The organism is Methyloceanibacter sp. (assembly GCF_041573655.1).
Lineage (GTDB): Bacteria > Pseudomonadota > Alphaproteobacteria > Rhizobiales > Methyloligellaceae > Methyloceanibacter.
Window position 1 is genome coordinate 40,172 of record NZ_JBFFQD010000011.1, and the last position, 22,762, is coordinate 62,933.

A 22,762-nucleotide genomic window follows, 5' to 3' on the forward strand; every position below is an offset into this window, starting at 1 on the left:
CTCACGCCGCTTATTGCGCGCCGATCAGCACCCACGCGCCGAACAAGAAGACGAGCAACGCGCCGCCGGTCTCTAGCGCACGTCCCAGCCAGCTCCGAATGTTTTTGGTGTCCGCGAAGAACGCCATGAGGCGGTCGCGCGATAAGGTGGCGATCACCGCCACAGCGGCGATGGTCACGACCATCCCGACCGCCATGGCCGCGGTCACGGCGAGCCCGGCGGCGAGCATCCCGCGCGCCAGCGCATAGCTCATAATGAAGGTCGTCAGCGGGCAGGGCACGAGCCCCGTGACGAAGGCCAGCGCCTGGCCATTGCGCGCCTCGGCGCCGTCTTGCGGATGCGAGCGGCGCGTCGCCGCGCGCCACAGCAGAAATGCGCCGATCAGCAGGATCAGAACGCCGCTGGCCATCTCGAATTGCGGCGTGCGTCCGCCGGCCGCGAAGGCTTTGCTGATGACGGCGAAGCCGGCCATGACCAGCACGACGGCGATCCCTACATGCGTCAGGGCGAGGATCGCGCCATTGGCGATGCTCGATAGCAGGCTGCCCTTTTGGCCGAGATGGTAGGAGAACAGAACGGTCTTGCCGTGTCCGGGCATCATGGCGTGGAGAAAGCCGAACAGGATGGCGCCAGCCATCACGGCCGGAAGCGCCAAAGCGCCGCCTTGGGCGACTTCGCCAAGACCGTCCGCCATGCCCTCATAGAGCCAGCGCTGAAGCGCGATGATCTCCTGCATGGGCTCGGGTGTTACAGGCGGCCGCGAGCGCGAGCAAGCCGGCGCGGCCCAAGGCTCACGGAGAAGTCATCGAAAGAAAGAGTGGTTCGGCGTCTAGCGGTAGGCCCAAGCCGGCGCCGCCTGGTCCACGCCCGGCCCGGGAATCGTGATGGAATTCCCGTAATCGGAGATGTGGCCTTCGAGGCTGTTTGAACTGCTATATGGCATGGCCAATGAACTGCCTTCGAACCGAGGCATGGTGTATGTCGGGGTCAGACCGTGATATTCCGCCGCGCTTTTCGGCAGTTCGGCGTCCTGGCCTTGAATCTCGAACGCGCTCACGCGGGCCGGCAGCAATGCCAGTCCGAGGGCGCCACACAGCACCAGACTAAGACGAAGCGTTTTCATCAGTTCCCTCAATGCCGCTTTTCGCAGATTAGGCCCATCCTACTGCGATTTGCTGGGGAAGGCCAGCCGGGTTCATCGTTGTCCCCGGCCCCCGTGGCCGCCCCGCAACAGGCGATCGTCCCCCTAGAATCCCCTGCAAACCGGCAAAATTGCGGCAGGCGCCGCCAGCAGATAAAAGCAACCGCGATATGGCCCCGCGCATCCTCTACGTCGTCACCGAGGACTGGTATTTCCTGTCGCACCGGCTGCCCATGGCCCGGGCGGCCAGGGACGCCGGCTATGAGGTCCACGTTGCGGCCCGGGTCAAAGATGGGCGGGCCGGCATCGAAGCCGAAGGCTTCGTGCTTCACGCGCTCGATTGGAGCCGCGGCAGCCTCTCGCTGGGGGATAGCCTTTCGGCCATTCGCGCGCTTCGGCAGCTGTTTGCCAGCCTGAAGCCCGACATCATCCACAACATTGCGGTGAAGCCAGCGGTGCTTGGCTCGGCGGCGAGCCTTGGTCTGAAGTCTGTCGTGGTCAACAGCCTGACCGGGGTCGGATCGTTGTTCATCGGCGAGGCGCAAGTGAGCGGGCTGACGCGCCGTGCCGTCCGCTTCGCGCTTGGCCGCCTGTTGCAGCGGGACACAAGCTGGACCGTGGTGCAGAACCCGGACGATCGCGCCTTCGTCCTCGAGCTTGGCCTGACGCCGGAGCATATCGTGCTGATCCGGGGCTCTGGCGTCGACACCGAGCACCTGGCGCCGCTGCCCGAACCGCCAGCGCCGGTCACGGCCGCTTATGTTGGGCGCATGCTTGCCGACAAGGGCGTGCCGACGCTCATCGACGCCGTCAAGCGCCTTCGTGACCGTGGCGTCGAAATGCGGCTCCTGCTGGCCGGCGATTGCGACACCGAGAATCCGGGTTCTCTCACGCCCGAACAGTTGCGCGAGTTCGTCGGCGCTTTGGGCATCCAATGGCTAGGGCATGTCAGCGACATCCGCGAGGTCTGGCGCCAGGCGCATTTCGCCGTGCTCGCCTCGCGGCGCGAAGGGCTGCCAAAGAGTCTGCTGGAAGCGGCGGCCTGCGGCCGGGCCATGGTGGCGACGGACGCGCCCGGCTGCCGCGAGGTCGCCATCGAGGGCAAGACGGCGCTCACCGTCCCCGTGGACGATGTGGAAGCCTTGGCCGATGCCATGGCGCGCCTGACAGAAGATGCGGCTTTGCGGCAGACGTTCGGCAAAGCGGCGCGCAGTCTGGTGGAGGCGGAGTTCTCGGCCGACGCGATCGGCCGCCAAATCGTGGCGCTCTACAATCGGCTCATCGGCCGCTAAGCGCCGCTCTCGGCGCGCATCATGCTGATGATCCCCGCTCTGGTCTCGATCTCAGGCTGCCAGCCGGTCGCCATCAGTTTTGCCGGATTGATGGCGAAGTGCCCCGAGACGCGCTCCCAGTCGGCTTCGCGGCCGAAGGACTTCATCATGCGCTTGACCGCACCCAGCGGCATCTTGACCAGATGCGGCGGTTTGCCGAGCCCTTCGCGCATGGCGCTCACGAGATCGGCCACGCTGATCGGCGCCGCATCGGCCACGAGATAGGTCTCGCCTTCGGTCGCAGGTGTCTTCAAAACATGCGCGACCGCCGAGATCAGGTTCTCCTGGGCGAGCAGTGAGCGCGCATTGTCGAGTCCGCCGAATGGAAGCGGCATCGGCGTCTTGGCGACGGCGGCGAGCGCGGCGATGTTACCCTTCACGCCCTTGCCGTAGACCACGGCTGGACGCAGCACCGTGTAAGCGACGCCGCTGTCGGCAAGGAGCTGTTCCGCCCGCAGCTTGGTCTGGCCATAAGTATCGGTCGGGGCCGGCGTGTCCGCCTCGGTGATCGGTGCGTCCGCCGACAGTCCCACTTGCGCCCGTACCGACGACATCAGGACGAGGCGCGCCACCTTGCCTTTGGCCTGCTCGGCCAGCGCGCCAACCGCCTCGGCATTGACGCGCGTATAGACATCATCGGGAAGCGTGCCTGGTGCATGGGCAATGCCGGCGAGGTGGACCACGTGCTCAACGCCTTCGAGCAGCGGCGCCCAGTCAGCCGTCTCGCCGAGATCGGGCATCGCAACGCGCTCCACCGTGCCCGGGGCGATAATGCCCGAAGGATCGCGCGCGGCAGCACGGACGGTAAAGCCCGCTTGCGCCAGCGCGGGCACAAGCGCTTTGCCGATGAAGCCGGACGCGCCGGTGATGAGGACACGCTGCGACATTCAACGCCCCCGCGCGAAGTTGAACAGCACGAGGCCCGTACCGGCTAAGCCCAACAGAAGGGCCGTGATGTCGAACGTGTAGGTGCGGGCCAAGGCCGCGGCGATGGCGAGGCACGCCAGCCACAGGCCGAGCCAGAATATGCGGGCGGTCACTTGTCGCACGTTCATCCCGTTCGCGACGGCACGTTGATAAAAGTGCACGCGGTGCGCCTCGAAAACCTTCTCGCCGGCCAGAAGGCGCCGCGAAAACGTGACGATGCTGTCCGTGAGGGTGTAGAGCGCCATCAGTATCGCGGACACAATGTGCGCCTCCGCCACATAGAGCAGCAGGTAGGCGAGCACGAGGCCTATTGGTAGGCTTCCCGCATCGCCGAGAAAGATTTGCGCCGGGTGCTTGTTGAACACGGCGAAGCCAAGCGTCGCGCCGAGTAGCGCCAAGGCTAGGAACCCCACAGTGGACGGCACCAGGTCGAGATTGCAAAGGACGGCCACGCCAAGGGTGATGGGCACGACTTGCACCACGGTCATCCAGTCGAGCCCGTCCAGGAAGTTGACGGCGTTGATAAAGCCGATCACGCCGAGCGCTAAAAGCACACGTTCGACCATGGCCGGCAAAAGGTCGGGCAAGATGCGAAAATCCGGCGGCAGCAAAAACACGATGGCGAAGGCGACCAGCGCCTGGGCAAACAGCCGCCACGACACGGCGAGCGCATGGACGTCGTCGAGCGCACCAATCACCGTCAGGACGGCGGCGCCGGCCAAAATTGGAATGAGGCTGGGCGGCGGCACGGCCACACCCAGCAGGATCGCCGAGCCGCACACCGCGAGCAGGGCAGCCATCACGGCGAGTCCCGCGCCTTGAGGCGTTGCCGCCTTATGCGAACTGCGCGCGTTGGGGTGTGCGAGTAGGTGCCGCGCGAGGATCGGTTTGAGAACAAGGATCAAGGCGCCGCTGAGCCCGGCGCTGACGGCCGTCAAGGCGGCCCAGGAGGCAAGCACGGGTGTCACCATTTGCTAGTGCAGCGTACGTGAGATCGGTTGCCACTCGTCCTTGGCGGAGACCGCGGTGGGCGCCTTGGCCGGCACATAGCCCTCGACGGTAGCGCGAAGCACGTCCTGGACCCCGGCGAGGTCCACGCGCTGTATGGCGTCCTCCATGCGCTCCAGCACCGCGATCAAATCGTCATAGGGCAGGATCGGTTCCGACGTCTTGAAGATGCGCGGATGGCCGGTGCCCGTCGTATTCTCGCCGATGAGGAGCTCTTCGAAAAGTTTCTCGCCGGGACGCAGGCCCACAAAGTCGATCGCAACGTCGCCGTCGGGATTGGTCTCGTCGCTGACATCGAGTCCTGAAAGGTGGATCATGGTGCGCGCGAGATCGGCAATCTTCACGGGCGTTCCCATCTCCAGCACGAACACTTCGCCGCCTGTCGCCATGGCCCCAGCTTGGATCACAAGCTGGGCAGCTTCGGGGATCGACATAAAGTAGCGGGTTACGTCTGGATGCGTGACGGTCACTGGGCCGCCGGCCTTGATCTGGTTGCGGAACAACTGCACCACCGAGCCCGAGGAATCGAGCACGTTGCCGAAGCGCACCATGGTGAAGATGGTGTTGCTGTTGTCCTGGGCGAGCCCCTGTAGGACGAGTTCGGCAAGGCGCTTGCTGGCGCCCATGATGTTCGTGGGCCGCACGGCCTTGTCGGTCGACACCAGCACGAAGCGCTCGACGCCATGCTCCTTGGCGGCCTCGGCAACCACCAGCGTGCCGAGCGTATTGTTGTGCAGTCCTGCGAACGGATTGCGTTCGACGATCGGCACATGTTTGTAGGCGGCCGCGTGATAGATCACTTCGACGCCTTGCTCCTCTATAATGCGGTCGATGAGCTTGCGATCGAGCACGGACCCGAGAATTTGCAAGATGGCCGTGTCGTTCCGCGCGCCTTCGGACTCTTTGCGGAGGCGATGTTGCCGTTCTTCGATCTCCATCGAGATTTCGTAGAGCGCGGCTTCCGAACTATCGAGCAGGATGAGCGCTCGCGGTTCCAGCTGCAGCAACTGACGCGTCAGCTCCGAGCCGATGGACCCGCCAGCGCCGGTAATCATCACCACCTTGCCGCTCACCTGTGCGGTCAGAAGTTCCGTGTCCGGTGCGACCGAGTCCCGGCCCAGTAGATCCTCCACGTCGATGGGGCGCAGATCGCTGACTTCGACATGGCCCGAGGCGATCTCCTCCAGCGCCGGGAGCGTCTTCACCGCGACGGGGTAGGCCTCGAGTGCCTTGAGGGCGAGGCGCCGCTCGCCGCGCAGCGCCGACGGCGTGGTGAGCAGGACCTCTGCCACGTTCTCATCGGAGATGAGTTTGCTGATCTTCTCCGGCCTTGCGACCTTGACGCCGTGGACCATTTGGCCAGCGAGCGACGGGTTGGCGTCGATGAAGGCCACCGGCCGGTAGTTGCTCGTCTCGTTCAGGGCGCGCAGAAGCTGAATACCGATAGGCCCCGCGCCGTAGATGATGACGTTCTTTCGTTCGTCCGAGCTGACGGGTTTGTGGTGCGGGGCGGCCTTGAGCAACATTGAACCCGCCCATTGCCGGCTCAGCCGGATGAGGCCCGCGGCGATCAGGGCGTAGATCACCACCACCGAACGCGGGTGTCCCTGGATGCCGCTCATCAGGACCACCAGCGCCCAGGTCAGGGCGGCGAGGATCACGGCGGTGTAGATGCGGGTCGTGCCCTCTGGGCCGATGAAGCGCGTGACGAGCTTGTACAGCCCGCGCCAGTAGAAGACGATCACGCCGACAACGGGCGCCGCCAGCATCAGCAGAAAGATCTGCCAGGTCTCCGGCACGTAGAGCCGGCTGAGGCGCAGGGTATAGGCGGCCCACAACGCGATGCTGAGCATCGCGAAGTCGTTCATGATCAGCAGCGATCGCTTGAACCAGCGAGGGCGCTCGATCAGCCAAACGGCAAGACTCATGTCGGCCGACCCCGTTCCGGACCTAAGATCAGCTTAAGAATATCATCCACATAGGGAAAGTGTGCCGCACCATACCCGAAGCGTCCCACGAACGGAAGTAAGGGGTTGCTGGCGTTTCTTAAGAACTTTTGCCCGTTCCCTCGCGTTATGGGTTCTTGGGCTTGAGGTCGTCAGGCCTTCCGGGTCAAGCTCCGCCGCGGGGTAGGGACAGTTTCGGCAGCGAGGGAATGGGCAGAAGGTCCGCAATCAGCAAAGGCGTCTCCAAGGGGGCCGTCAGTGGCGCCTTGGGGCTCGCCATGGTGCTGCTTGGCAGTGCCCCGGCGGTGAGCGAGACGGCCACGTTCGCCACCCCCATCGCCTACGGCACGCATTTACCGGGCCTCGGGACGCAAGCCTTGACGCTGGCCAGATCGCTCAAAAAGCGTTCGGACGGTCAGATCGTGCTGGACCTGAAGGAGCCGGGCGACGGCACGCTGCCCCACGAGATTCTCGACAAGGTCTCCGACGGCAAAGTCGATGCAGGCTTTGCGACCGCGAGCTTCTGGGCCGCGAAGGTTCCCGCAACGCCCCTGTTCGGCGGGTTTCCCTTCGGCCCGGATGCCAGCGGCTACGTTGCTTGGTTCGAACACGGAAACGGCCGCGCGCTCTATCAGGAGATGTACGACCAGGCGAAGCTCAAGGTCCATGTCATCCCTTGCGGCTTCGGCGGGGCGGAGGCCGGCATCTGGTCCAAGCAGGAGATTGCGGACACAAAGGACTTAGACGGCCTGCGTGTACGCATATTCGGGCTCGGCGCCCGCGTCCTGTCGCGGCTGGGGGCGGTGCCCGTACTTGTGCCTGGCGGACAACTCCCCCAAGCCTTCAAAGAGGACAAGATCGCCGCCGCGGAGCTCTACACGCCGGCCGTCGATCGCGCCAAAGGCTTGCAAGATGCGGTCAAGCTTATCTACGGGCCCGGCTGGCATCAGCCCGCCACGCTACTGGAGCTTCTCATCAACAAGGATCGCTGGGATGCGCTGGGGAAGGGCCAGCAAGATCTCATCGAATCCACCTGCCAGGTCATGCTGCGGTCCAGCCGCGCCGAAAGCGCAGGCCTGCAGGCCGCGGCCCTCGCAAGCCTGAGGACCGAGGACAATGTGCAGATCGCGCGCCTGCCGGACGGCGTGCTCAAGGCGCTGCGCGAGGCTTGGGGCGAGGTCGCCAAGGAGGAGGGCGCGCGCGACTACTTCTTCAAGCAGGTTCTCGAGGATATTGCGAAGTTCGAGGCGGCGGAGGCTGCCCCGCAAGCCCCGGCCCCCGAAGCGCTCCCGCCTGCGTCCGAGGGCGCGCCGAAGGACAAGCCCGATCCGGCGCGCTGACGCCAATTCCCCACGTTTGAGCCATTTTGGGACGCTACATATAGCCCATGGTGGGGGCGCATATTGCCCAGGCCAGCGCCGCGTGCGAAAGACTAGCCGACGCTTCTAACCGTAATGGCCACTCTCGACGGCTTGGAGCCCATGTCGACATTGAACCTTCCAGATCCGGATCGGGCCGTGCTTGCGCGCCGGAACGACATCGTGAAGCAGCTGAGACGGCTCGTGCCCGACGCTGTGCTGATCGCCGATGAGGAGGGGTGCCGCACCTTCGAGTCCGACGCGCTGACGGCCTACCGTTGTCTGCCCCTTGCCGTCCTGCTTCCCGGAACCACCGAGGAGGTCGCGGCGATCCTGCGGTTCTGTCAGGACAACCACATCAAGGTTGTGCCGCGCGGCGCGGGCACCTCGCTATGCGGTGGCGCGCTGCCGCTCGAGGACGCGGTCGTGCTCTGCTTGTCGCGCATGAACAAGGTGCTGGAGGTCGATCCCAAGAACCGTATCGCGCGCGTGGAGGCTGGGATCACCAACATCGCCATCACCGAGGCGGCGTCCAAACACGGTTTCTTCTATGCGCCCGATCCGTCGAGCCAGGTCGCCTGCACCGTGGGCGGCAACATCGCCACCAATTCCGGCGGCGCGCATTGCCTCAAATACGGGGTCACCGTGAACAATCTGCTCGGTGTCCGCATGGTGACGATGGACGGTGAAATCATCGATATCGGCGGCGTGCATTTCGACGCCCCCGGTTACGACTTCTTGCCGTTGATCACCGGTTCGGAAGGTCAGCTCGGGGTCGTGACCGAAGCGACCGTGCGTCTGCTCCCGGCGCCGGAAGGCACGCGCCCCGTCCTGATTGGCTTCGATTCCTCCGAGGCAGCCGCATCCTGCGTCGCCGCCATCATTGCTGCAGGGATCGTGCCGGTCGCTATTGAGTTCATGGACCGGCCGGCCATCCATGTCTGCGAGCATTTCGTGCCGGCGGGGTATCCGCTCGACGCCGAAGCCGCGCTCATCATCGAAGTCGAAGGCTCCGAGGACGAGATCGAGTATCTCCTGGAGAAGATCGAGGACATCGCACGCGATTTCCTGCCGACCAGTCTGCGCCGCAGCCAGAGTCCCGACGAGACCGCGATGATTTGGAAGGGGCGCAAGGCCGCGTTCGGCGCCATCGGCCAAATTTCCGACTATTACTGCATGGATGGCGTCATCCCGCTGTCCCAGCTTCCGAAGGCACTCGATGAGATCGGCTGGATTTGCCGCAAATATCGCTTCGACGTTGCCAACATCTTCCATGCCGGCGACGGGAACCTGCATCCGCTGATCCTCTACAACGCCAACGACTCCGTTCAGTTGGAGCGCGTGGAGCTGTGCGGTGCGGAGATCTTGAAGCTCTGCGTCGAACTCGGCGGTTGCCTCACCGGAGAGCACGGCGTCGGCATCGAGAAACGCGAACTGATGTACGAGCAATACACCGACGAGGACATCGACCAGCAAGTCCGCGTCAAGGAAGAGTTCGACCCGTCATGGCTGCTCAATCCCGGCAAGGTGTTCCCCATCGAGGGCCGCGACGCGTTGCGCTTGCGCAGTGTCGAGCTGCAAGGGCTCGAGGTCGACGTCGTGACTGAGACGGTCGCGGTCGAGGAAGAGCTGGTGGAAGGACACGACGCCCCGTGACCGGTCACATGCGCCTCGGCTTTCACGCTCCTGAGACGGAGGAAGAGCTTCAGCATCTCGTTGCCGAAGCTGCAGAAACCCGTACGCCGCTCGAAGTCATGGGCACGGGGACCAAGCGCGAGCTGGGACATCCGATCGGCGCCGGCGCCGTGGTCTCGACGGAGGCCATGACCGGCGTCACGCTCTACGAGCCGACGGAGCTCGTCCTCGTGGCGAAGGCGGGCACGCCGTTGACGGAGATCGACGCCGCGCTGGCCGAGAACGACCAGGAACTTCCATTTGAGCCGGTCGATTTCGGTCCTGTGCTGGGCTACGGACCGGGGGACGGCACGCTTGGCGGCATGATCGGCACCAATATTTCCGGCAGCCGGCGCCTCCTCAAAGGCGCCGCCCGCGACCACGTTCTCGGTGTCCGTGCCGTCAATGGGCGCGGCGAGCTGATCAAGGCCGGCGGCCGCGTGATGAAGAACGTCACCGGCTATGATCTCAGCCGCACGCTTGCCGGATCGTGGGGCACGCTCGCCGTCATGACGGAGATCGCGTTGAAAGTGCTCCCGGCCCAACGCGAATCGCGAACCATTATCTGTTTCGGTCTCACCGACCAGACCGCCGTCGAGGCGCTGTGCATTGCCACGGGGCTTCCCTACGAGGTGTCCGGCGCACTCCATCTGCATGCGGACATCGCCGCACGCATGTCCGATGCGGAGATCGCGGACGCAGAAGGGGCGGTCACGGCCATCCGGGTGGAAAACTTTCCGGCCTCAGCGCGATACCGTGCGAGCCGCGTGCGTCAATCGCTCCTCGCCTATAGCCCGGCGCTGGAGCTCGATGCGGAGCGAAGCAAGGCGTTCTGGGACGACGTGCGGGCACTGAAGATGTTTCAAGGACGCGCCAACCCGCTTTGGCGCATCTCAACCAAGCCGACCTCCGCGGCGAAGCTGATCGGCAATTTGTTGCGCACTATCGATGTGCGTGTGGCTTACGATTGGTCCGGTGGTTTGATCTGGGTCGAGACGCCACCTTTGACGGATGGCGGGGCGGTCGATATTCGCCGCACACTTGCCGAATTGGGCGGGCATGCCACACTGATCCGTGCGGACGACACCATACGCGCCGGGATCGATGTCTTTCAGCCGCTGGATCCGCAAACGGCGGTGTTTTCGGCGAAACTCAAACACGCTTTCGATCCGCTCGGAATTTTCAATCCGGGCCGGATGTACCGGGATATGTAGCGGCGCGTCATGCAAACCAATTTCAACGCACTTCAGCTTGGGGACCCGACGATCGCGCGCGCGGACGAGATCTTGCGCCGCTGCGTCCATTGCGGGCTGTGCACCGCGACGTGTCCGACCTACGTGCTGACCGGCGACGAGCGCGACAGCCCGCGCGGGCGCATCTACTTCATGAAGCAGATGTTCGAGGGTCGCGATGTGACCCCGTCGACCGTGCGTCACGTCGACCGCTGCCTTTCGTGCTTGGGCTGCATGACGACCTGCCCGAGCGGTGTCGACTATATGCATCTCGTCGATCTCGCCCGGGTGCGCATCGAGCAACGTGGGCATCGGAGCCCCAACCGGCGCATGATGCGTTGGTTCCTCAGCCGGACCCTGCCGAACCCGAACCGGTTCAAGGCCATGCTCGTGCTCGGCTGGTTCGCCAAGCCGTTCCGTAACGTGTTCGCCAAACTCGGTTTCCGCCGTATGGCAGCGGCGCTGGCGCTCGTGCCCAAGGGCGCGTTGAAGCTGAAGATCCTCAAGCCGAAATCCGCCTTCAATCCCAAGGCGCCCCAGCCGAAGCGCGTGGCCCTGATGCTGGGCTGCGTGCAGGAGGTTTTGGCGCCACAGATCAATCAAGCGACGATCCGGCTTCTGCGGCGTCACGGGATCGATGTCGTGGTGGTGAAGGACGAGGGCTGCTGCGGTGCGCTGACCCATGGCCTTGGCCGCGAGGAAGAAGCGCGCGCCTATGCGCGCCACAATATCGACGCCTGGACCGCGGTCATGCGCGAGCGCCTGCTGGACGGCATCATCGTCACGGCCGGCGGCTGCGGCACCATGCTCAAGGATTACGGCAATCTGCTCTCGCGCGACCGGGGCTACGCCGAACGCGCCGAATATGTCTCAGGGCTCGCCCGCGACATCACCGAGTTCCTTGACGAGATCGGCCTCAATCCGCCCGTGATGTGGACCGGTCTCAAAGTGGCCTACCACTCCGCCTGCTCGCTCGGCCATGGCCAGAAGCTGGATCGGCTGCCGCGGGAGCTGCTGGAGCAGGCCGGCTACACGCTGACCGATATTCCCGAGGGGCATCTGTGCTGCGGCTCCGCCGGCACCTACAACATTCTGGAGCCGGAGCTGGCCGGCCAGCTGCGCGACCGCAAGCTCAAGAATATCGAGTCCATCGCCCCCGAGGTCGTCGTAACCGGCAATATTGGCTGCATGACCCAGCTCAAGGAGGGCGTGAACGTGCCTTTTGTCCACACCGTGGAGCTGCTGGACTGGGCCACGGGCGGCCCATGCCCGCCGGCGCTTTCCAAGCTGCGCGGCCGCGCCAATCCCATCGAGGCGCTGGTCGAGATGGCCAAGGCGGCGGCCAAGGAGCGCGAGCTGGCCAGCTGACGCGGCCTTGCTTGCTGCCCAAGGTGCGATGGGCTAGAACGCGGCGGCTGGAGCCCTTTAGAATCAGCCGCATTTTCCCATGAGCAAGAACGACAAAAAGCCCGGCGCCGAGGCCGCCGACTCTCGCCCAGAGGCAAAAAGTCCTCGTACAGAGGCACGCCTGCCGAAGGGGCTGCAGGATACGCCTGCGCCTGAAATCCGCACCACCGAGGCGATGCTCGGCACGATCAAGGGCGTATTCGAGGCCTACGGCTTCGAGCCGCTCGATACGCCCGCCATCGAATATACCGACGCGCTCGGCAAGTTCCTGCCCGATCAGGATCGGCCCAATGAGGGCGTGTTCTCCTTCCAGGATGAAGACGAGCAATGGCTGTCGCTGCGCTATGACCTGACGGCGCCGCTCGCCCGCTACGTGGCGGAGAACTATCAAGGTCTGCCCAAGCCCTTGCGCCGCTATCAGGTGGGACCCGTTTGGCGCAACGAGAAGCCGGGCCCCGGCCGCTTCCGTCAGTTCATGCAGTTCGATGCCGATACGGTGGGTGCAGGGTCCATCGCGGCGGACGCGGAGATGTGCATGCTCGCCGCCGATACGCTGGAGGCGCTCGGCATCAAGCGTGGCGACTACGTGGTGAAGATCGGCAGCCGCAAGATTCTCGATGGCGTGCTGGAACGGGCCGGCATGAGTGCAAAGGACAAAGGCCAACACCTCACAGTGCTGCGTGCCATCGACAAGCTCGACCGACTTGGTGTCGAGGGCGTGCGTTTGCTTTTAGGCAAGGGCCGCAAGGACGAGTCCGGCGACTTCACAAAAGGCGCCGATCTCGATCAGAAACAAATCGACGCCATCATCGAATTCGTCGAGGCGTCGGGCGGTGATCGCGACCAGACACTCGCCGCCCTAAAGACGCTCGTCGCTGGGTCCGCCATCGGTGAAGAAGGTGTCGCCGAGGTGACGGCGATGCACGACCTCCTGACCGCGGCAGATTTTGGCTCGAACCGCGTCGTCATCGATCCATCCGTCGTGCGCGGGCTGGAGTACTACACGGGCCCGGTGTTCGAAGCGGAGCTGACGGCCTCGATCAAGGACAAGCGCGGACAGACCATACGTCTCGGCTCGGTGGTGAGCGGCGGCCGCTACGATGGCTTGGTGGAGCGCTTCACCGGCGAGCACGTGCCGGCGACCGGTGTCTCGGTCGGCGTGTCGCGGCTCCTGTTCGGATTGCAGCTTCTCGGCAAGTGCACGGGCGACGAGACCTGCGGTCCCGTCGTCGTGCTCGTCTTCGATAAGGATCGCCTGGCCGACTATCAGAAGATGGTGCAGGAGCTTCGCGGTGCCGGTATTCGCGCCGAGCTTTATCTCGGCTCCTCCGGCATGAAGGCGCAGATGAAATATGCCGACAAGCGCGGCGCCCCGTGCGTCATCATTCAGGGTGGCGATGAGAAAGAGCGCGGCGAGGTGCAGATCAAGGATCTCGTGCTCGGAGCCGGGCTCTCCAAGATTGAAGACCGCGACGAATACAAGAAGAAGCAGGCCGAGGCGCAGTTCGCCGTGCCCGAAGCCGATCTCGTCGCTGGCGTCCGCAAAGTCCTCGACCGTCACAAGGCGTGAGTTTATGACCGCGGAATCGGCCAAAGCATTCGAGGCCCTCGAAGGCCAGGCACGGGCGCTGCTCGACCTGTTCGCGCGCGCCGGCTACGAGCCCGTGGCTCCGGCCATCATCCAGCCGGCCGGGGTGTTCCTCGACCAGATCGGTGAGCAGGTGCGCGGACGCACCTATGTGTTCACCGATCTTGCCGGTGAGGAGCTGTGCCTCCGGCCCGACCTTACCGTGCCGGTGTCGCGGCTCTACCTGGAGCGGCACCCGCAAGCAGATGAGCAAGCCCGCTATAGCTATAACGGCCCCGCCTTCCGCTTTCAGCCGCTGGGGCCGAGCGCCACGCATCCGCGCGAGTTCCGTCAGGCGGGCATCGAATGTTTCGGTGTGCCCGACAAAGAGAACGCCGATATCGAGATGATCCGGCTCGCCGTCGAGGCGGTGAAGAGCGCTGGGCTTCGCGACTTCTCCTTGCGCTTCGGCGACATCGCGCTGTTTTACGCGTTGGTCGATGCACTTCAGCTACCCAAACGCTGGCGCAACAAGCTACGCCACTATTTCTGGCGTCCGCCCGTGTTCCACGCGCTGCTCGACAGGATCGCGCAAGGCACGCGCCCGGAGCCGGACACGCTGGCCACGGCGCTGGCCGACAAGATCGCCAGCGCCGACCAGGCGCGCGCCGAGGAGATCGTGGCGGCGTATCTCGATGCGCAAGGCATCCCGCTTGCCGGCAACCGGTCCTTGCGCGAGATCGCAGAACGCCTGCTCGATCATGCGGCGGACTTGCGCGCCGATCCGCTGCCGCAGGAAGTGGGTACGGTCATCGACTATGTCCTGACCGTATCGGCTCCGCCGCGCGAGGCGTGCGACAAGCTCGCGATGATCGCCAAGGGTGCCGGGCTCGACATCGACGCAGGCCTCGGCGCGATCTCGCGCCGCTTCGACCGTCTCGAAGGTGAGGGGGTTGATCTTTCGCGTGCGACCTTCACCGCCGAGTTCGGCCGCAAGCTCGAATATTATTCGGGGCTGGTCTTCCAGATCGAGGCGGAGGGGCTCGACGAGACTGAGCCGGTCGCCGGCGGCGGCCGTTACGACAATCTTCTGACGGCGCTTGGCGCACCGCGTCCCGTGCCCGCCGTGGGTTCGGCCATTCACACCGAGCGTTTGCTCGCCGCCGTGGAAGGAGGCGCGTGATGTCTTCTCCGGCGCTTGTCATCGCCGTCCCGTCCAAGGGGCGCCTGAAAGAAAAGGCCGCCGCGCTGTTCGAGCAGGGCAGCATGCCCTTGCGCGTAAAGGGCCATGAGCGCGGCTATCGCGGCCAGCTCGAAGGGCTTCCCGACGTTGAGGTGGAGTACACCTCCGCGGCGGAGATCGTGCATCAGCTGCGGGCGGGCCGCGTGCACCTCGGTATCACCGGCGAGGATCTGGTGCGTGAGACCCTCACCGACGTGGACGGCACGGTGGAGTTCCTGAAACCGCTCGGGTTCGGCCATGCCGATGTGATCGTCGCCGTACCGGAATGCTGGATCGACGTGGCTTCCATGGCGGACCTGGAAGACGTGGCCGAGCAATTCGCGCGGTCCCACGGCCGCCGCCTGCGCGTTGCGACCAAGTACATGAACCTGACGCGGCGCTTCTTCGCGAAGAAGGGCGTCACCGGCTATCGCATTGTCGAGAGCGTCGGAGCGACCGAAGCGACGCCCGCCACGGGCACGTCCGAGCTGATCGTCGACATCACCTCGACGGGCACGACGCTGAAGGCGAACCACCTGAAGGTGCTGGAGGACGGACTGATCCTGCAATCGCAAGCGCACCTGCTGGCGGCGAAGACCGGCGTGTGGGATGCGCGTGCGCGCGAATTGCGCGAGGCCGTTCTTGGTGCGCTCTCCAAGTAATTGGTCATGGCCGGGCTTGTCCCGGCCATCCATGACCTGGCTCTCTGCACTCCGGTAAATCGTGGATGCCCGGCCCAAGGCCGGGCATGACCAGAGTAGGTCCCACTTCACCCTTAGGTGAATGGCGGTCGGGTCCGGTAGAGGCTAGTCTCCGCAGCCATGTTCGCTCGTCTTGCACTTGCAGGGGCTTTGCTCGCCGCCTCCATATCCGCCGCCGCCGCTGCGCCCGCGCGCGTTGTCATTTTGCGTGGCGGCGAGACGGCCGCCGACGGGACGTTGTGCGAGATCGGCAAGCAGCGGGCGCAGGCGCTTCAGTTCAATTATCTCGGCGAGAAGGCGGCCAAGCCCTTGTTCACCGAGGACGAGCCGCCCGCTTTCGTCTTTGCTATCACGCCGTCCACGGCGGCTCTGGCCACGCCTGCGACGAAGAGCTGGGGTAAGCCCGTCATCTTCTATTCGGTACTGCCGCAAGCCAACAACAAAAAGACGGTCGAGGCGCTGAACGAGCGTACGCGCGAGGCGGCGGGCAACATCCTCAACAATCCCGCGCTGAAGGGAAAGACCGTGGTGATGGTGTGGGAGCGCACGCATATCGCCGACAAGGCGCTCGATGCCAAATATGAGCGCGAGGCCTCGGTGACACTGCGCCAGCTGTTCCATCTCGACATCCTGCCCGGCGTGCCGCGGGAGTGGCCGGAGGACAATCACGATTATTTCTGGATTCTCGACTTCCCCGAGAACTCAAACGTGCCGGTGAAGTTCGAGATGGTGAAGCAGGAATTCGGCAAGTCCTTCCCCAAAGTCCCGGCAAACGATTGGGGCGAGCCCAGCGGACTGGCCCCCGACAGCGGCTGCGCGCCGTAGCCTAACCTCAACAAAAAAGGGGCGGCCCTTAAAGCCGCCCCTTCGCATTCTCAGGATGCTCGCCGTTGCCGGCTTACATCATGTCCATGCCGCCCATGCCGCCCGGAGGCATGCCAGGCATGGCCGGCTCGTCCTTCTTCGGCGACTCGGCGACGCCCGCCTCGGTGGTCACAAGGAGGCCGGCAACGGATGCTGCATCCTGCAGCGCCGTGCGCACGACCTTGGCCGGGTCGATGATGCCCTTCGAGATCAGGTCGACATAAGTGTCCTTCTGGGCGTCGTAGCCGAAGGACGGCGACTTCTGCTCGAGCACCTTGCCGACCACGATGGAGCCTTCGACACCGGCATTCTCGGCGATCTGTCGAATGGGGGCCTGGAGCGCGCGGCGCACAATGTTGACGCCTGCCTCCTGATCGTCGTTGTCGCCCTTGGTCTTGAGTGCCTTCGTGGCATGGAGCAGAGCCACGCCGCCGCCAGGCACGATGCCTTCCTCGACGGCCGCGCGGGTCGCGTTCAACGCGTCGTCGACGCGATCCTTCTTCTCCTTCACCTCGACCTCGGTGGCGCCGCCGACCTTGATCACCGCAACGCCGCCGGCGAGCTTCGCCAGCCGCTCCTGCAGCTTCTCGCGGTCATAGTCGGACGCCGTGTCCTCGATCTGTGCGCGGATCTGCGCCACGCGGGCCTCGATGTCGTCCTTCTTGCCGCCACCGCGAACGATGGTCGTGTCGTCCTTGGTGATGGTGACGCGCTTGGCTTTGCCGAGCATCTGCGTCGTGACGTTCTCGAGCTTGATGCCGAGATCCTCGGAGACCATCTCGCCGCCCGTGAGGATGGCGATGTCCTGCAGCATGGCCTTGCGGCGATCGCCGAAGCCCGGGGCCTTGACGGCCGCGACTTTCAAGCCGCCACGCAGCTTGTTGACCACGAGCGTGGCCAGGGCCTCGCCTTCGACGTCCTCGGCGATGATGAGGAGCGGACGGCCAGACTGCACCACCGACTCCAAGAGCGGCAGCATGGCCTGAAGGCCGGACAGCTTCTTTTCGTAGATGAGGATGAACGGGTTCTCGAGTTCCGTGGTCATCTTCTCCGCATTGGTCACGAAGTAGGGCGAGATGTACCCGCGGTCGAACTGCATGCCCTCGACCACTTCGAGCTCACTGTCGAGGCTCTTGGCTTCCTCGACGGTGATGACGCCCTCATTGCCGACCTTCTTCATGGCCTGGGCAATCATGTCGCCGATGGCCTTTTCGCCATTGGCCGAGATGGTACCGACCTGCGCGATCTCCGAGGAGCCGCTGACTTCTTTGGACTGCCTCTCGATGGCTGCGACCACCTCGGTCACGGCCTTGTCGATGCCGCGCTTCAGGTCCATGGGGTTCATGCCGGCGGCGACGGCCTTCAGGCCCTCGCGCACGATCGCCTGGGCCAGCACGGTCGCGGTCGTGGTGCCGTCGCCCGCGGTCTCGTTGGTCTTCTGGGCGACCTCTTTCAGCATCTGCGCGCCCATGTTCTCGAACTTGTCCTCAAGCTCGACCTCCTTGGCCACGGTGACGCCATCCTTGGTCGAGCGCGGGGCGCCGAACGACTTCTCGATGATGACGTTGCGGCCCTTGGGACCGAGCGTCACTTTCACGGCGTCGGCCAGCACATCGACGCCCTTGAGCATGCGCTCACGGGCCTCGGCGCCGAATTTTACGTCTTTGGCTGCCATTGAATCCTCTTATGAGTTGCGAACGGGTCATCCTGGGAGCCCCCAAAGGCGCTCCACAGCATGTCTCGAAGAATTGGTTGGGTGGCGTTAGCCGAGAATGCCCATGATGTCGGACTCCTTCATGATGAGGAGATCGTCGCCATCGATTTTGACCTCGGTGCCCGACCATTTGCCGAACAGCACCTTGTCGCCGGCCTTCACGCCTAGGGGCTGAAGTTTGCCGTCTTCACCACGGGCCCCGGGGCCTGCGGAGACGACTTTGCCTGTCTGCGGCTTTTCGGCCGCCGTGTCCGGAATGATGATCCCGCCTTTGGTCGTCTGCTCTTCCTCGAGCCGTTTGACCACGACGCGGTCATGCAAGGGACGGAATTTCATGGATATTTGCTCCTGTTCGCTGGAACTGCGCCCTCTAGCACTCGCCCTTAGCGACTGCCAATAGCGCCGCATGTAAGGGCGGCCTCTGGCCCTGTCAAGGCGACGCATCGGCCCGAGGCGCCGGGGGCGCCCCGGAAACGCGTCATGTTGAGCGTTACGGCGCCAGGCGCCTGGTAAACGAGACGAGATAGGCCGGGGAGCGGATCTGGAAGAGCGGATCGTTGGTCGGCCCGGTTATCCCTTCGGCTAGGTTGGACGGCAGGAAGGAAAAGGGGTCGCAAATGGCGTCCGGTGCGGCGGCTTCGATGCTCACCGTTCCGAGCGCGGCATTCTTGCGGTCATCCTCGTCCCAGAAGGCGGTGGGGTCATCTGTCGGATCGCCGTCCTCGCCGATGATGGCCACCAGGTCGATCTTGGCCGGAGCCTGACCCAGCCGCTCCTTCAACTCACCGATGAGGAAGTTCGTCCCTTTGGCTTCGGCTTCCTCGTCCGTCAGGCCCTCCTCGCCGGCGGCCGGTAGCGCCTTGAACTTCACGAGCGTCTCCTTGCCCGCGGCGTTGGTCAGCGTAAAAGCGTGCACACCCCAATAGTTGACCCCCGCATAGCTCGCCGGCACTGGGCGGGCGTTCAGCCACACGCCTTGGTTCCTCGATTCCGGATTGGCGGCGAAGACCGCCTCGACACTGTCCGCATCGCCGCTCGCTCTTGCGGTCAGGAGGTCGAAGAAGGCTTGCGGTGTCTTCGCCCCGAACACCGGCGCGGAGATCATGGCCAAATCCGTCGTCGCGCCCTCGCCGAGTTCGAAGCGCAAGGCCATGCCGCGCACATTTCCTTTGGCGTTGTCCGGAGCCTCTGGGTTGCCGCCGCCCATTGAGAACCGGCCGATCACCGGAACCGTCTTGGCGAAATGCGGCGCCTTCGACAGCGACGGCGCTTCGGCTGAAGGGGTGAAGTTTCCGGTCACGCAAACACCTTTGGCGTGACCCGCCCGCGTATGCGGGTGCTCGCCGAACACGCTATTCAGCGCATCGACGAGATGGGCAGCGCCTGGCTCGGCTTTGGCGCTGAGTGCCGTGCCGATGAGAATGAGAGCACCAATGGCGCAGAAAGAAACGCGCGCAACCCCGGACATGACCGAAACTCCTATGGATCAAGCCTCAAGTATGAGGCGAGCCTAATACCGAAACACTGTCACCGATGGTGGATTCTTTCGTCACCAGATGGCCATGCTGGCCATCGCTAGAGCGAGGCCGCTAGCTGGCCCGGTCCTCCTTGGCCGCGATCACGCTCGGCGCGGCGCCCAATTTCATGTTGCTTTGCAACGGCCTGTCGCCCATGATTTCGGCCGCGAGGGGCGGCGCGATCATGCAATACGGCATTACCATGTGGTCCAGGCAGGGCGCCCCCCAAAGGAGTGTTCGCCATGCTTGATGTGATCGTCCTGATCGCCATGGCCGTGACCGCGGTCGCGTTTGCTGCCGGCTTGACGGTCCAGGCCGGTCTGCCGCTCGTGCCGGTCCTGATCGGCACGGCCGCGCTCTTTCTGGTCATGGCCACGTCGTTTCTTTCTATGGCACGCGGATCGCGTGGCGGCGCGGCGTCTGGCGGCGACCGTCTCGCCGAGCTTGAGGAAGCACTCGAAATCATCGACGGCGATCTGCAGCGCCTCGATCAAGTCGAGGACGGCCTCTCCCGTCTCGACACGCTCTCCGAGACAGTTGCGCGACTGGACCAAACCGGCGGCGCGTCGGGTGAGGGCGCCGGCGGCGCCGAGCTCGAAGGTGTCTATTCGCAGATCGAGGCTTTGCGCGCCGAAATTGCGGCGGCCACGGCGGGCTCTCGAACCGCCCAAGCCTTCAAGCCCACGTCCGAGCCCCCCGAGCCGGTGGTTTCCGTGCCGGAGATGCCGCCCGCACCTCCGCCGCTTCCCGAGCCAGAACCGGTCCCCGTAGAGAAGCCTTTCTCGCTGATGGACCGTGAGCCGGAGCCCGAGCCAGAGGCCGAGACCTTGATCGTCGAGGAAGTCGTCGAAACCGTCGTGATCGAGCCTGAGCCTGAGGTTTCGGCGGCGCTGCAAGACGAGCCGCAAGACGAACCACAAGACGAACCCGAGGATGAGCCGAAAGACGAGCCGCAGGACGACGAGGCAATCGAGGAAGTCGCCGTCGCGGAGACCGTTGAGTCCGAGCCGGAGCCTCAGTCAGAGCCGGAGCCGGAATCAGAGACCGACCTGCCGGCCGCTGCTCTCTGGGATGACGACGAAGAGGCGGCCGAAGAGAGAATGCTTGGCATCCTCCGCGAAGGGATTTCGGAAGGACGCGTCGATCTCTACCTGCAGCCAACCATCACCCTGCCGGACCGTAAGGTTCGCTATTTCGAGGCGCTGACGCGCATCCGCAAGACGGACGACGAAATCGTGCTGCCGGGCGAGTACATGCCGGCCGCCAAGCGCTCGGGGCTCATGCCACTGATCGACAACGTGCTGCTCGTCCGTAGCGTCCAGGTGCTCCGCCGCGTTGGCCAGGACACACGCATCAAAGGCGTCTTCGGCAACGTCTCCATGCACTCATTGCTCGACCCGGACTACTATCCCGAGTTGATCGAGTTCATGGAGGAGAACACCAGCCTCAGCGACAACCTGATTTTCGAGATCAGCCAGATGGAGATGCTCGGTCTGACTCAGTCCGAACTTGCTTGCCTCGATACACTGGGCGCCCTGGGCTACACGTTCTGCCTCGACAACGTGTCGGACATGGAGACGGATTTCTCCACTTTGAGCGATCGCTATTTCCGCCACGTCAAGGTCAGCGCCGCGAGCTTCCTCGGAGGACCAGGCCGCAAGGCTTCGGACCTGAAGCGTCAGCTCGATGGCCTTGGCATGCAGCTCATTATCGAAAAGGTCGAAAACGAGGGCGATGTCGCGGAGCTTCTCGACCACGGGATCGAGTTGGCGCAAGGGTATCTTTTCGGCGAGCCGCGGCCCATGAACGCGGCGCTGTCCAAAGAGCTCGAAGACGCCGGCGCTTCACAGTAAGCGGCGCGCCAGATGGGCGCGCCGGAAACTGGTCTCGACCGACAAATCGCCTATTCCGCTCCGGGGCCGATCTTGTCGATCATCTCGTCTTCGATATTGGCATCGCTCCCGCCGCTCGATTCCGCGGGCATGGCCTCTTTCGGCTTGACCCCTTCGTCCTCTAAGACGATCGGCTCCTCGTCGGGACGCAGATCCCTTTCCAGGGCGAGGTCCTCTTGGTCTGCCGCCATGGCGGGCACGCCAAATGCAACAAAGCCAAGGGCGCAAGCCCCCGCGATGCACGTCTTCAATGTGAGATGACGCATTTCAGTCTCCATTGCCGATGGGAGGCACCAACGCGGGTGCCTATGGCCTCATTCTACGCCAGCGACCATAGCACAGGCCGGAAAGTCCAAGTCTTAACGCGCCGCGACCAGGGGCCGCTTGACCCCTTCCTCCTGAGCCTCTAACCGACCCCCATGACCGATGCTTCTCTCACCATTCCGATCATCGACTCCGTCGGGGATATCGGCGCCCGCTATCGCGCTTGGCTCGTCGATATCTGGGGGGTCATGCACAACGGACAGGCCGCCTTCGCGCAGGCCGCCGCCGCGACGCGCGCCTTCCGCGAGTCTGGCGGCGTTGTCGTTCTTCTCTCCAATTCGCCGCGGCCGAGCCCCGACGTGCAAGAGCAGCTCCGCCAGTTCGGCGTGCCGGACGATGCCTATGACGCGACCGTTACGTCGGGCGACCTGACCCGCCATGAACTCGGCAAGTACACGGGCGCGCGCGTCTTCCATCTCGGGCCCGAACGCGACCGGCCGATCTTCGCCGGGCTCGATGTCGTGCTCGCCGGGCCTGAGGAGGCCGATCTCGTGGTGTGCTCCGGCCTGTTCGACGACGACACCGAAACACCCGACGACTATGCGGACATGCTGCGCACCCTGGCAGCGCGCGGACTGCCCATGATCTGCGCCAACCCCGATCACATGGTGGAACGCGGCAATCGCCTCGTTTACTGCGCCGGTGCACTCGCGGCAGTCTATGAGACGTTCGGCGGCAAGGTCGTTTATGCCGGTAAGCCGCATGTGCCCGTCTACGAGCTCGCATTGGAGACGATCGCGCAGCTAAGCGGGGAGGCTGTCGGCAGGGAGCGGGTCCTTGCCATCGGCGATGGCGTCAACACGGACATCGCCGGCGCCGCCGCGCTTGGGATCGATGCGGTGTTCGTGGCAAGTGCGCTGCATGCGCCGGGCGAGGGAGGCCAAGCGCTCGATGCGCCCCATCTCAATGAGCTGTTCGCGCAGACAGTGCGGCGGCC

At 64.5% G+C, this 22,762-nt stretch carries 20 protein-coding genes; 11 read left to right on the forward strand and 9 right to left on the reverse strand.

Annotation, left to right across the window (positions count from 1 at the left end; all coding sequences use genetic code 11):
* Positions 1 to 10: 10 nt before the first annotated feature.
* Entirely contained in the window at positions 11 to 736 is a 726-nt protein-coding gene (locus ABY454_RS04440; protein WP_372928968.1) for a nickel/cobalt transporter, read from the reverse strand.
* A gap of 93 nt (positions 737 to 829) precedes the next feature.
* Entirely contained in the window at positions 830 to 1,123 is a 294-nt protein-coding gene (locus ABY454_RS04445; protein WP_372928969.1) for a hypothetical protein, read from the reverse strand.
* 188 nt (positions 1,124 to 1,311) lie between these two features.
* Between ABY454_RS04445 and ABY454_RS04450 the strand changes: the two genes are divergently transcribed.
* Positions 1,312 to 2,433, forward strand: coding sequence for a glycosyltransferase family 4 protein (locus ABY454_RS04450; protein WP_372928970.1), 1,122 nt, complete (start codon positions 1,312 to 1,314; stop codon positions 2,431 to 2,433).
* Here ABY454_RS04450 and ABY454_RS04455 read toward each other — a convergent pair.
* From ABY454_RS04455 to ABY454_RS04465, 3 genes are read right to left on the reverse strand one after another with little or no spacing between them, the layout of a single operon-like run.
* Positions 2,430 to 3,359, reverse strand: a complete 930-nt coding sequence (locus ABY454_RS04455; protein WP_372928971.1) for an NAD-dependent epimerase/dehydratase family protein — start codon at positions 3,357 to 3,359, stop codon at positions 2,430 to 2,432. The two genes, ABY454_RS04450 and ABY454_RS04455, sit on opposite strands and share 4 nt — an antisense overlap.
* The gene (locus ABY454_RS04460; RefSeq protein WP_372928972.1) at positions 3,360 to 4,370 is read right to left on the reverse strand and encodes a glycosyl transferase; all 1,011 of its coding nucleotides are present in this window, start codon (positions 4,368 to 4,370) and stop codon (positions 3,360 to 3,362) included. It abuts the gene before it with no gap.
* A gap of 3 nt (positions 4,371 to 4,373) precedes the next feature.
* Entirely contained in the window at positions 4,374 to 6,335 is a 1,962-nt protein-coding gene (locus tag ABY454_RS04465; protein WP_372928973.1) for a polysaccharide biosynthesis protein, read from the reverse strand.
* A gap of 227 nt (positions 6,336 to 6,562) precedes the next feature.
* Here ABY454_RS04465 and ABY454_RS04470 point away from each other — a divergent pair, with 227 nt between their 5' ends.
* The 8 genes from ABY454_RS04470 (at position 6,563) to ABY454_RS04505 (ending at position 16,339) form a co-directional block, all read left to right on the forward strand.
* On the forward strand, positions 6,563 to 7,693 hold the full coding sequence (locus ABY454_RS04470; RefSeq protein ID WP_372928974.1) for a TRAP transporter substrate-binding protein: 1,131 nt from the start codon (positions 6,563 to 6,565) through the stop codon (positions 7,691 to 7,693).
* 141 nt (positions 7,694 to 7,834) lie between these two features.
* Complete coding sequence (locus tag ABY454_RS04475; protein ID WP_372928989.1) at positions 7,835 to 9,367, forward strand: FAD-binding oxidoreductase; 1,533 nt, start codon at positions 7,835 to 7,837, stop codon at positions 9,365 to 9,367.
* On the forward strand, positions 9,364 to 10,599 hold the full coding sequence (glcE, locus tag ABY454_RS04480; protein WP_372928975.1) for a glycolate oxidase subunit GlcE: 1,236 nt from the start codon (positions 9,364 to 9,366) through the stop codon (positions 10,597 to 10,599). Before ABY454_RS04475 ends, glcE begins: the two co-directional genes overlap by 4 nt.
* A gap of 9 nt (positions 10,600 to 10,608) precedes the next feature.
* Positions 10,609 to 11,985, forward strand: coding sequence for a glycolate oxidase subunit GlcF (glcF, locus tag ABY454_RS04485; RefSeq protein ID WP_372928976.1), 1,377 nt, complete (start codon positions 10,609 to 10,611; stop codon positions 11,983 to 11,985).
* 79 nt (positions 11,986 to 12,064) lie between these two features.
* A complete protein-coding gene (gene hisS / locus ABY454_RS04490) occupies positions 12,065 to 13,594 on the forward strand; it encodes a histidine--tRNA ligase (RefSeq protein WP_372928977.1) in 1,530 nt (509 codons plus the stop codon).
* Between the two features lie 4 nt (positions 13,595 to 13,598).
* Positions 13,599 to 14,774: an ATP phosphoribosyltransferase regulatory subunit gene (locus tag ABY454_RS04495; RefSeq protein WP_372928978.1), complete on the forward strand. Its 1,176-nt coding sequence runs from the start codon at positions 13,599 to 13,601 to the stop codon at positions 14,772 to 14,774.
* Positions 14,774 to 15,475, forward strand: coding sequence for an ATP phosphoribosyltransferase (hisG, locus tag ABY454_RS04500; protein WP_372928979.1), 702 nt, complete (start codon positions 14,774 to 14,776; stop codon positions 15,473 to 15,475). The genes ABY454_RS04495 and hisG overlap by 1 nt, the downstream gene beginning before the upstream one ends.
* A 159-nt stretch (positions 15,476 to 15,634) precedes the next feature.
* Positions 15,635 to 16,339 (forward strand): histidine phosphatase family protein, encoded by a 705-nt coding sequence (locus ABY454_RS04505; protein ID WP_372928980.1) that lies wholly within the window; start codon positions 15,635 to 15,637, stop codon positions 16,337 to 16,339.
* Between the two features lie 73 nt (positions 16,340 to 16,412).
* On the opposite strand, the gene groL is transcribed toward ABY454_RS04505, so the two are convergent.
* From groL to ABY454_RS04520, 3 genes are all read right to left on the reverse strand, one after another.
* On the reverse strand, positions 16,413 to 18,053 hold the full coding sequence (gene groL / locus ABY454_RS04510; RefSeq protein WP_372928981.1) for a chaperonin GroEL: 1,641 nt from the start codon (positions 18,051 to 18,053) through the stop codon (positions 16,413 to 16,415).
* Positions 18,054 to 18,140: 87 nt separating this feature from the next.
* Entirely contained in the window at positions 18,141 to 18,428 is a 288-nt protein-coding gene (locus ABY454_RS04515; RefSeq protein ID WP_372928982.1) for a co-chaperone GroES, read from the reverse strand.
* A 154-nt stretch (positions 18,429 to 18,582) separates the two neighbouring features.
* A complete protein-coding gene (locus ABY454_RS04520) occupies positions 18,583 to 19,560 on the reverse strand; it encodes a catalase family peroxidase (protein ID WP_372928983.1) in 978 nt (325 codons plus the stop codon).
* Between the two features lie 291 nt (positions 19,561 to 19,851).
* On the opposite strand from ABY454_RS04520, the gene ABY454_RS04525 reads away from it, so the two are divergent.
* Positions 19,852 to 21,462: an EAL domain-containing protein gene (locus tag ABY454_RS04525; protein ID WP_372928984.1), complete on the forward strand. Its 1,611-nt coding sequence runs from the start codon at positions 19,852 to 19,854 to the stop codon at positions 21,460 to 21,462.
* A 50-nt stretch (positions 21,463 to 21,512) separates the two neighbouring features.
* On the opposite strand, the gene ABY454_RS04530 is transcribed toward ABY454_RS04525, so the two are convergent.
* The gene (locus ABY454_RS04530) at positions 21,513 to 21,767 is read right to left on the reverse strand and encodes a hypothetical protein (protein ID WP_372928985.1); all 255 of its coding nucleotides are present in this window, start codon (positions 21,765 to 21,767) and stop codon (positions 21,513 to 21,515) included.
* A 153-nt stretch (positions 21,768 to 21,920) separates the two neighbouring features.
* Here ABY454_RS04530 and ABY454_RS04535 point away from each other — a divergent pair.
* Positions 21,921 to 22,762: TIGR01459 family HAD-type hydrolase (locus tag ABY454_RS04535; RefSeq protein ID WP_372928986.1), on the forward strand; the 842-nt coding region annotated here is incomplete at its 3' end.

Coding starts and splice junctions, on each gene's coding strand:
- ABY454_RS04440 (WP_372928968.1), bottom strand. CDS start 736: ATGCAGGAGATCATCGCGCTTCAGCGCTGGCTCTATGAGGGCATGGCG.
- ABY454_RS04445 (WP_372928969.1), bottom strand. CDS start 1,123: ATGAAAACGCTTCGTCTTAGTCTGGTGCTGTGTGGCGCCCTCGGACTG.
- ABY454_RS04450 (WP_372928970.1), top strand. CDS start 1,312: ATGGCCCCGCGCATCCTCTACGTCGTCACCGAGGACTGGTATTTCCTG.
- ABY454_RS04455 (WP_372928971.1), bottom strand. CDS start 3,359: ATGTCGCAGCGTGTCCTCATCACCGGCGCGTCCGGCTTCATCGGCAAA.
- ABY454_RS04460 (WP_372928972.1), bottom strand. CDS start 4,370: ATGGTGACACCCGTGCTTGCCTCCTGGGCCGCCTTGACGGCCGTCAGC.
- ABY454_RS04465 (WP_372928973.1), bottom strand. CDS start 6,335: ATGAGTCTTGCCGTTTGGCTGATCGAGCGCCCTCGCTGGTTCAAGCGA.
- ABY454_RS04470 (WP_372928974.1), top strand. CDS start 6,563: ATGGGCAGAAGGTCCGCAATCAGCAAAGGCGTCTCCAAGGGGGCCGTC.
- ABY454_RS04475 (WP_372928989.1), top strand. CDS start 7,835: ATGTCGACATTGAACCTTCCAGATCCGGATCGGGCCGTGCTTGCGCGC.
- glcF (WP_372928976.1), top strand. CDS start 10,609: ATGCAAACCAATTTCAACGCACTTCAGCTTGGGGACCCGACGATCGCG.
- hisS (WP_372928977.1), top strand. CDS start 12,065: ATGAGCAAGAACGACAAAAAGCCCGGCGCCGAGGCCGCCGACTCTCGC.
- ABY454_RS04495 (WP_372928978.1), top strand. CDS start 13,599: ATGACCGCGGAATCGGCCAAAGCATTCGAGGCCCTCGAAGGCCAGGCA.
- hisG (WP_372928979.1), top strand. CDS start 14,774: ATGTCTTCTCCGGCGCTTGTCATCGCCGTCCCGTCCAAGGGGCGCCTG.
- ABY454_RS04505 (WP_372928980.1), top strand. CDS start 15,635: ATGTTCGCTCGTCTTGCACTTGCAGGGGCTTTGCTCGCCGCCTCCATA.
- groL (WP_372928981.1), bottom strand. CDS start 18,053: ATGGCAGCCAAAGACGTAAAATTCGGCGCCGAGGCCCGTGAGCGCATG.
- ABY454_RS04515 (WP_372928982.1), bottom strand. CDS start 18,428: ATGAAATTCCGTCCCTTGCATGACCGCGTCGTGGTCAAACGGCTCGAG.
- ABY454_RS04520 (WP_372928983.1), bottom strand. CDS start 19,560: ATGTCCGGGGTTGCGCGCGTTTCTTTCTGCGCCATTGGTGCTCTCATT.
- ABY454_RS04525 (WP_372928984.1), top strand. CDS start 19,852: ATGCTTGATGTGATCGTCCTGATCGCCATGGCCGTGACCGCGGTCGCG.
- ABY454_RS04530 (WP_372928985.1), bottom strand. CDS start 21,767: ATGCGTCATCTCACATTGAAGACGTGCATCGCGGGGGCTTGCGCCCTT.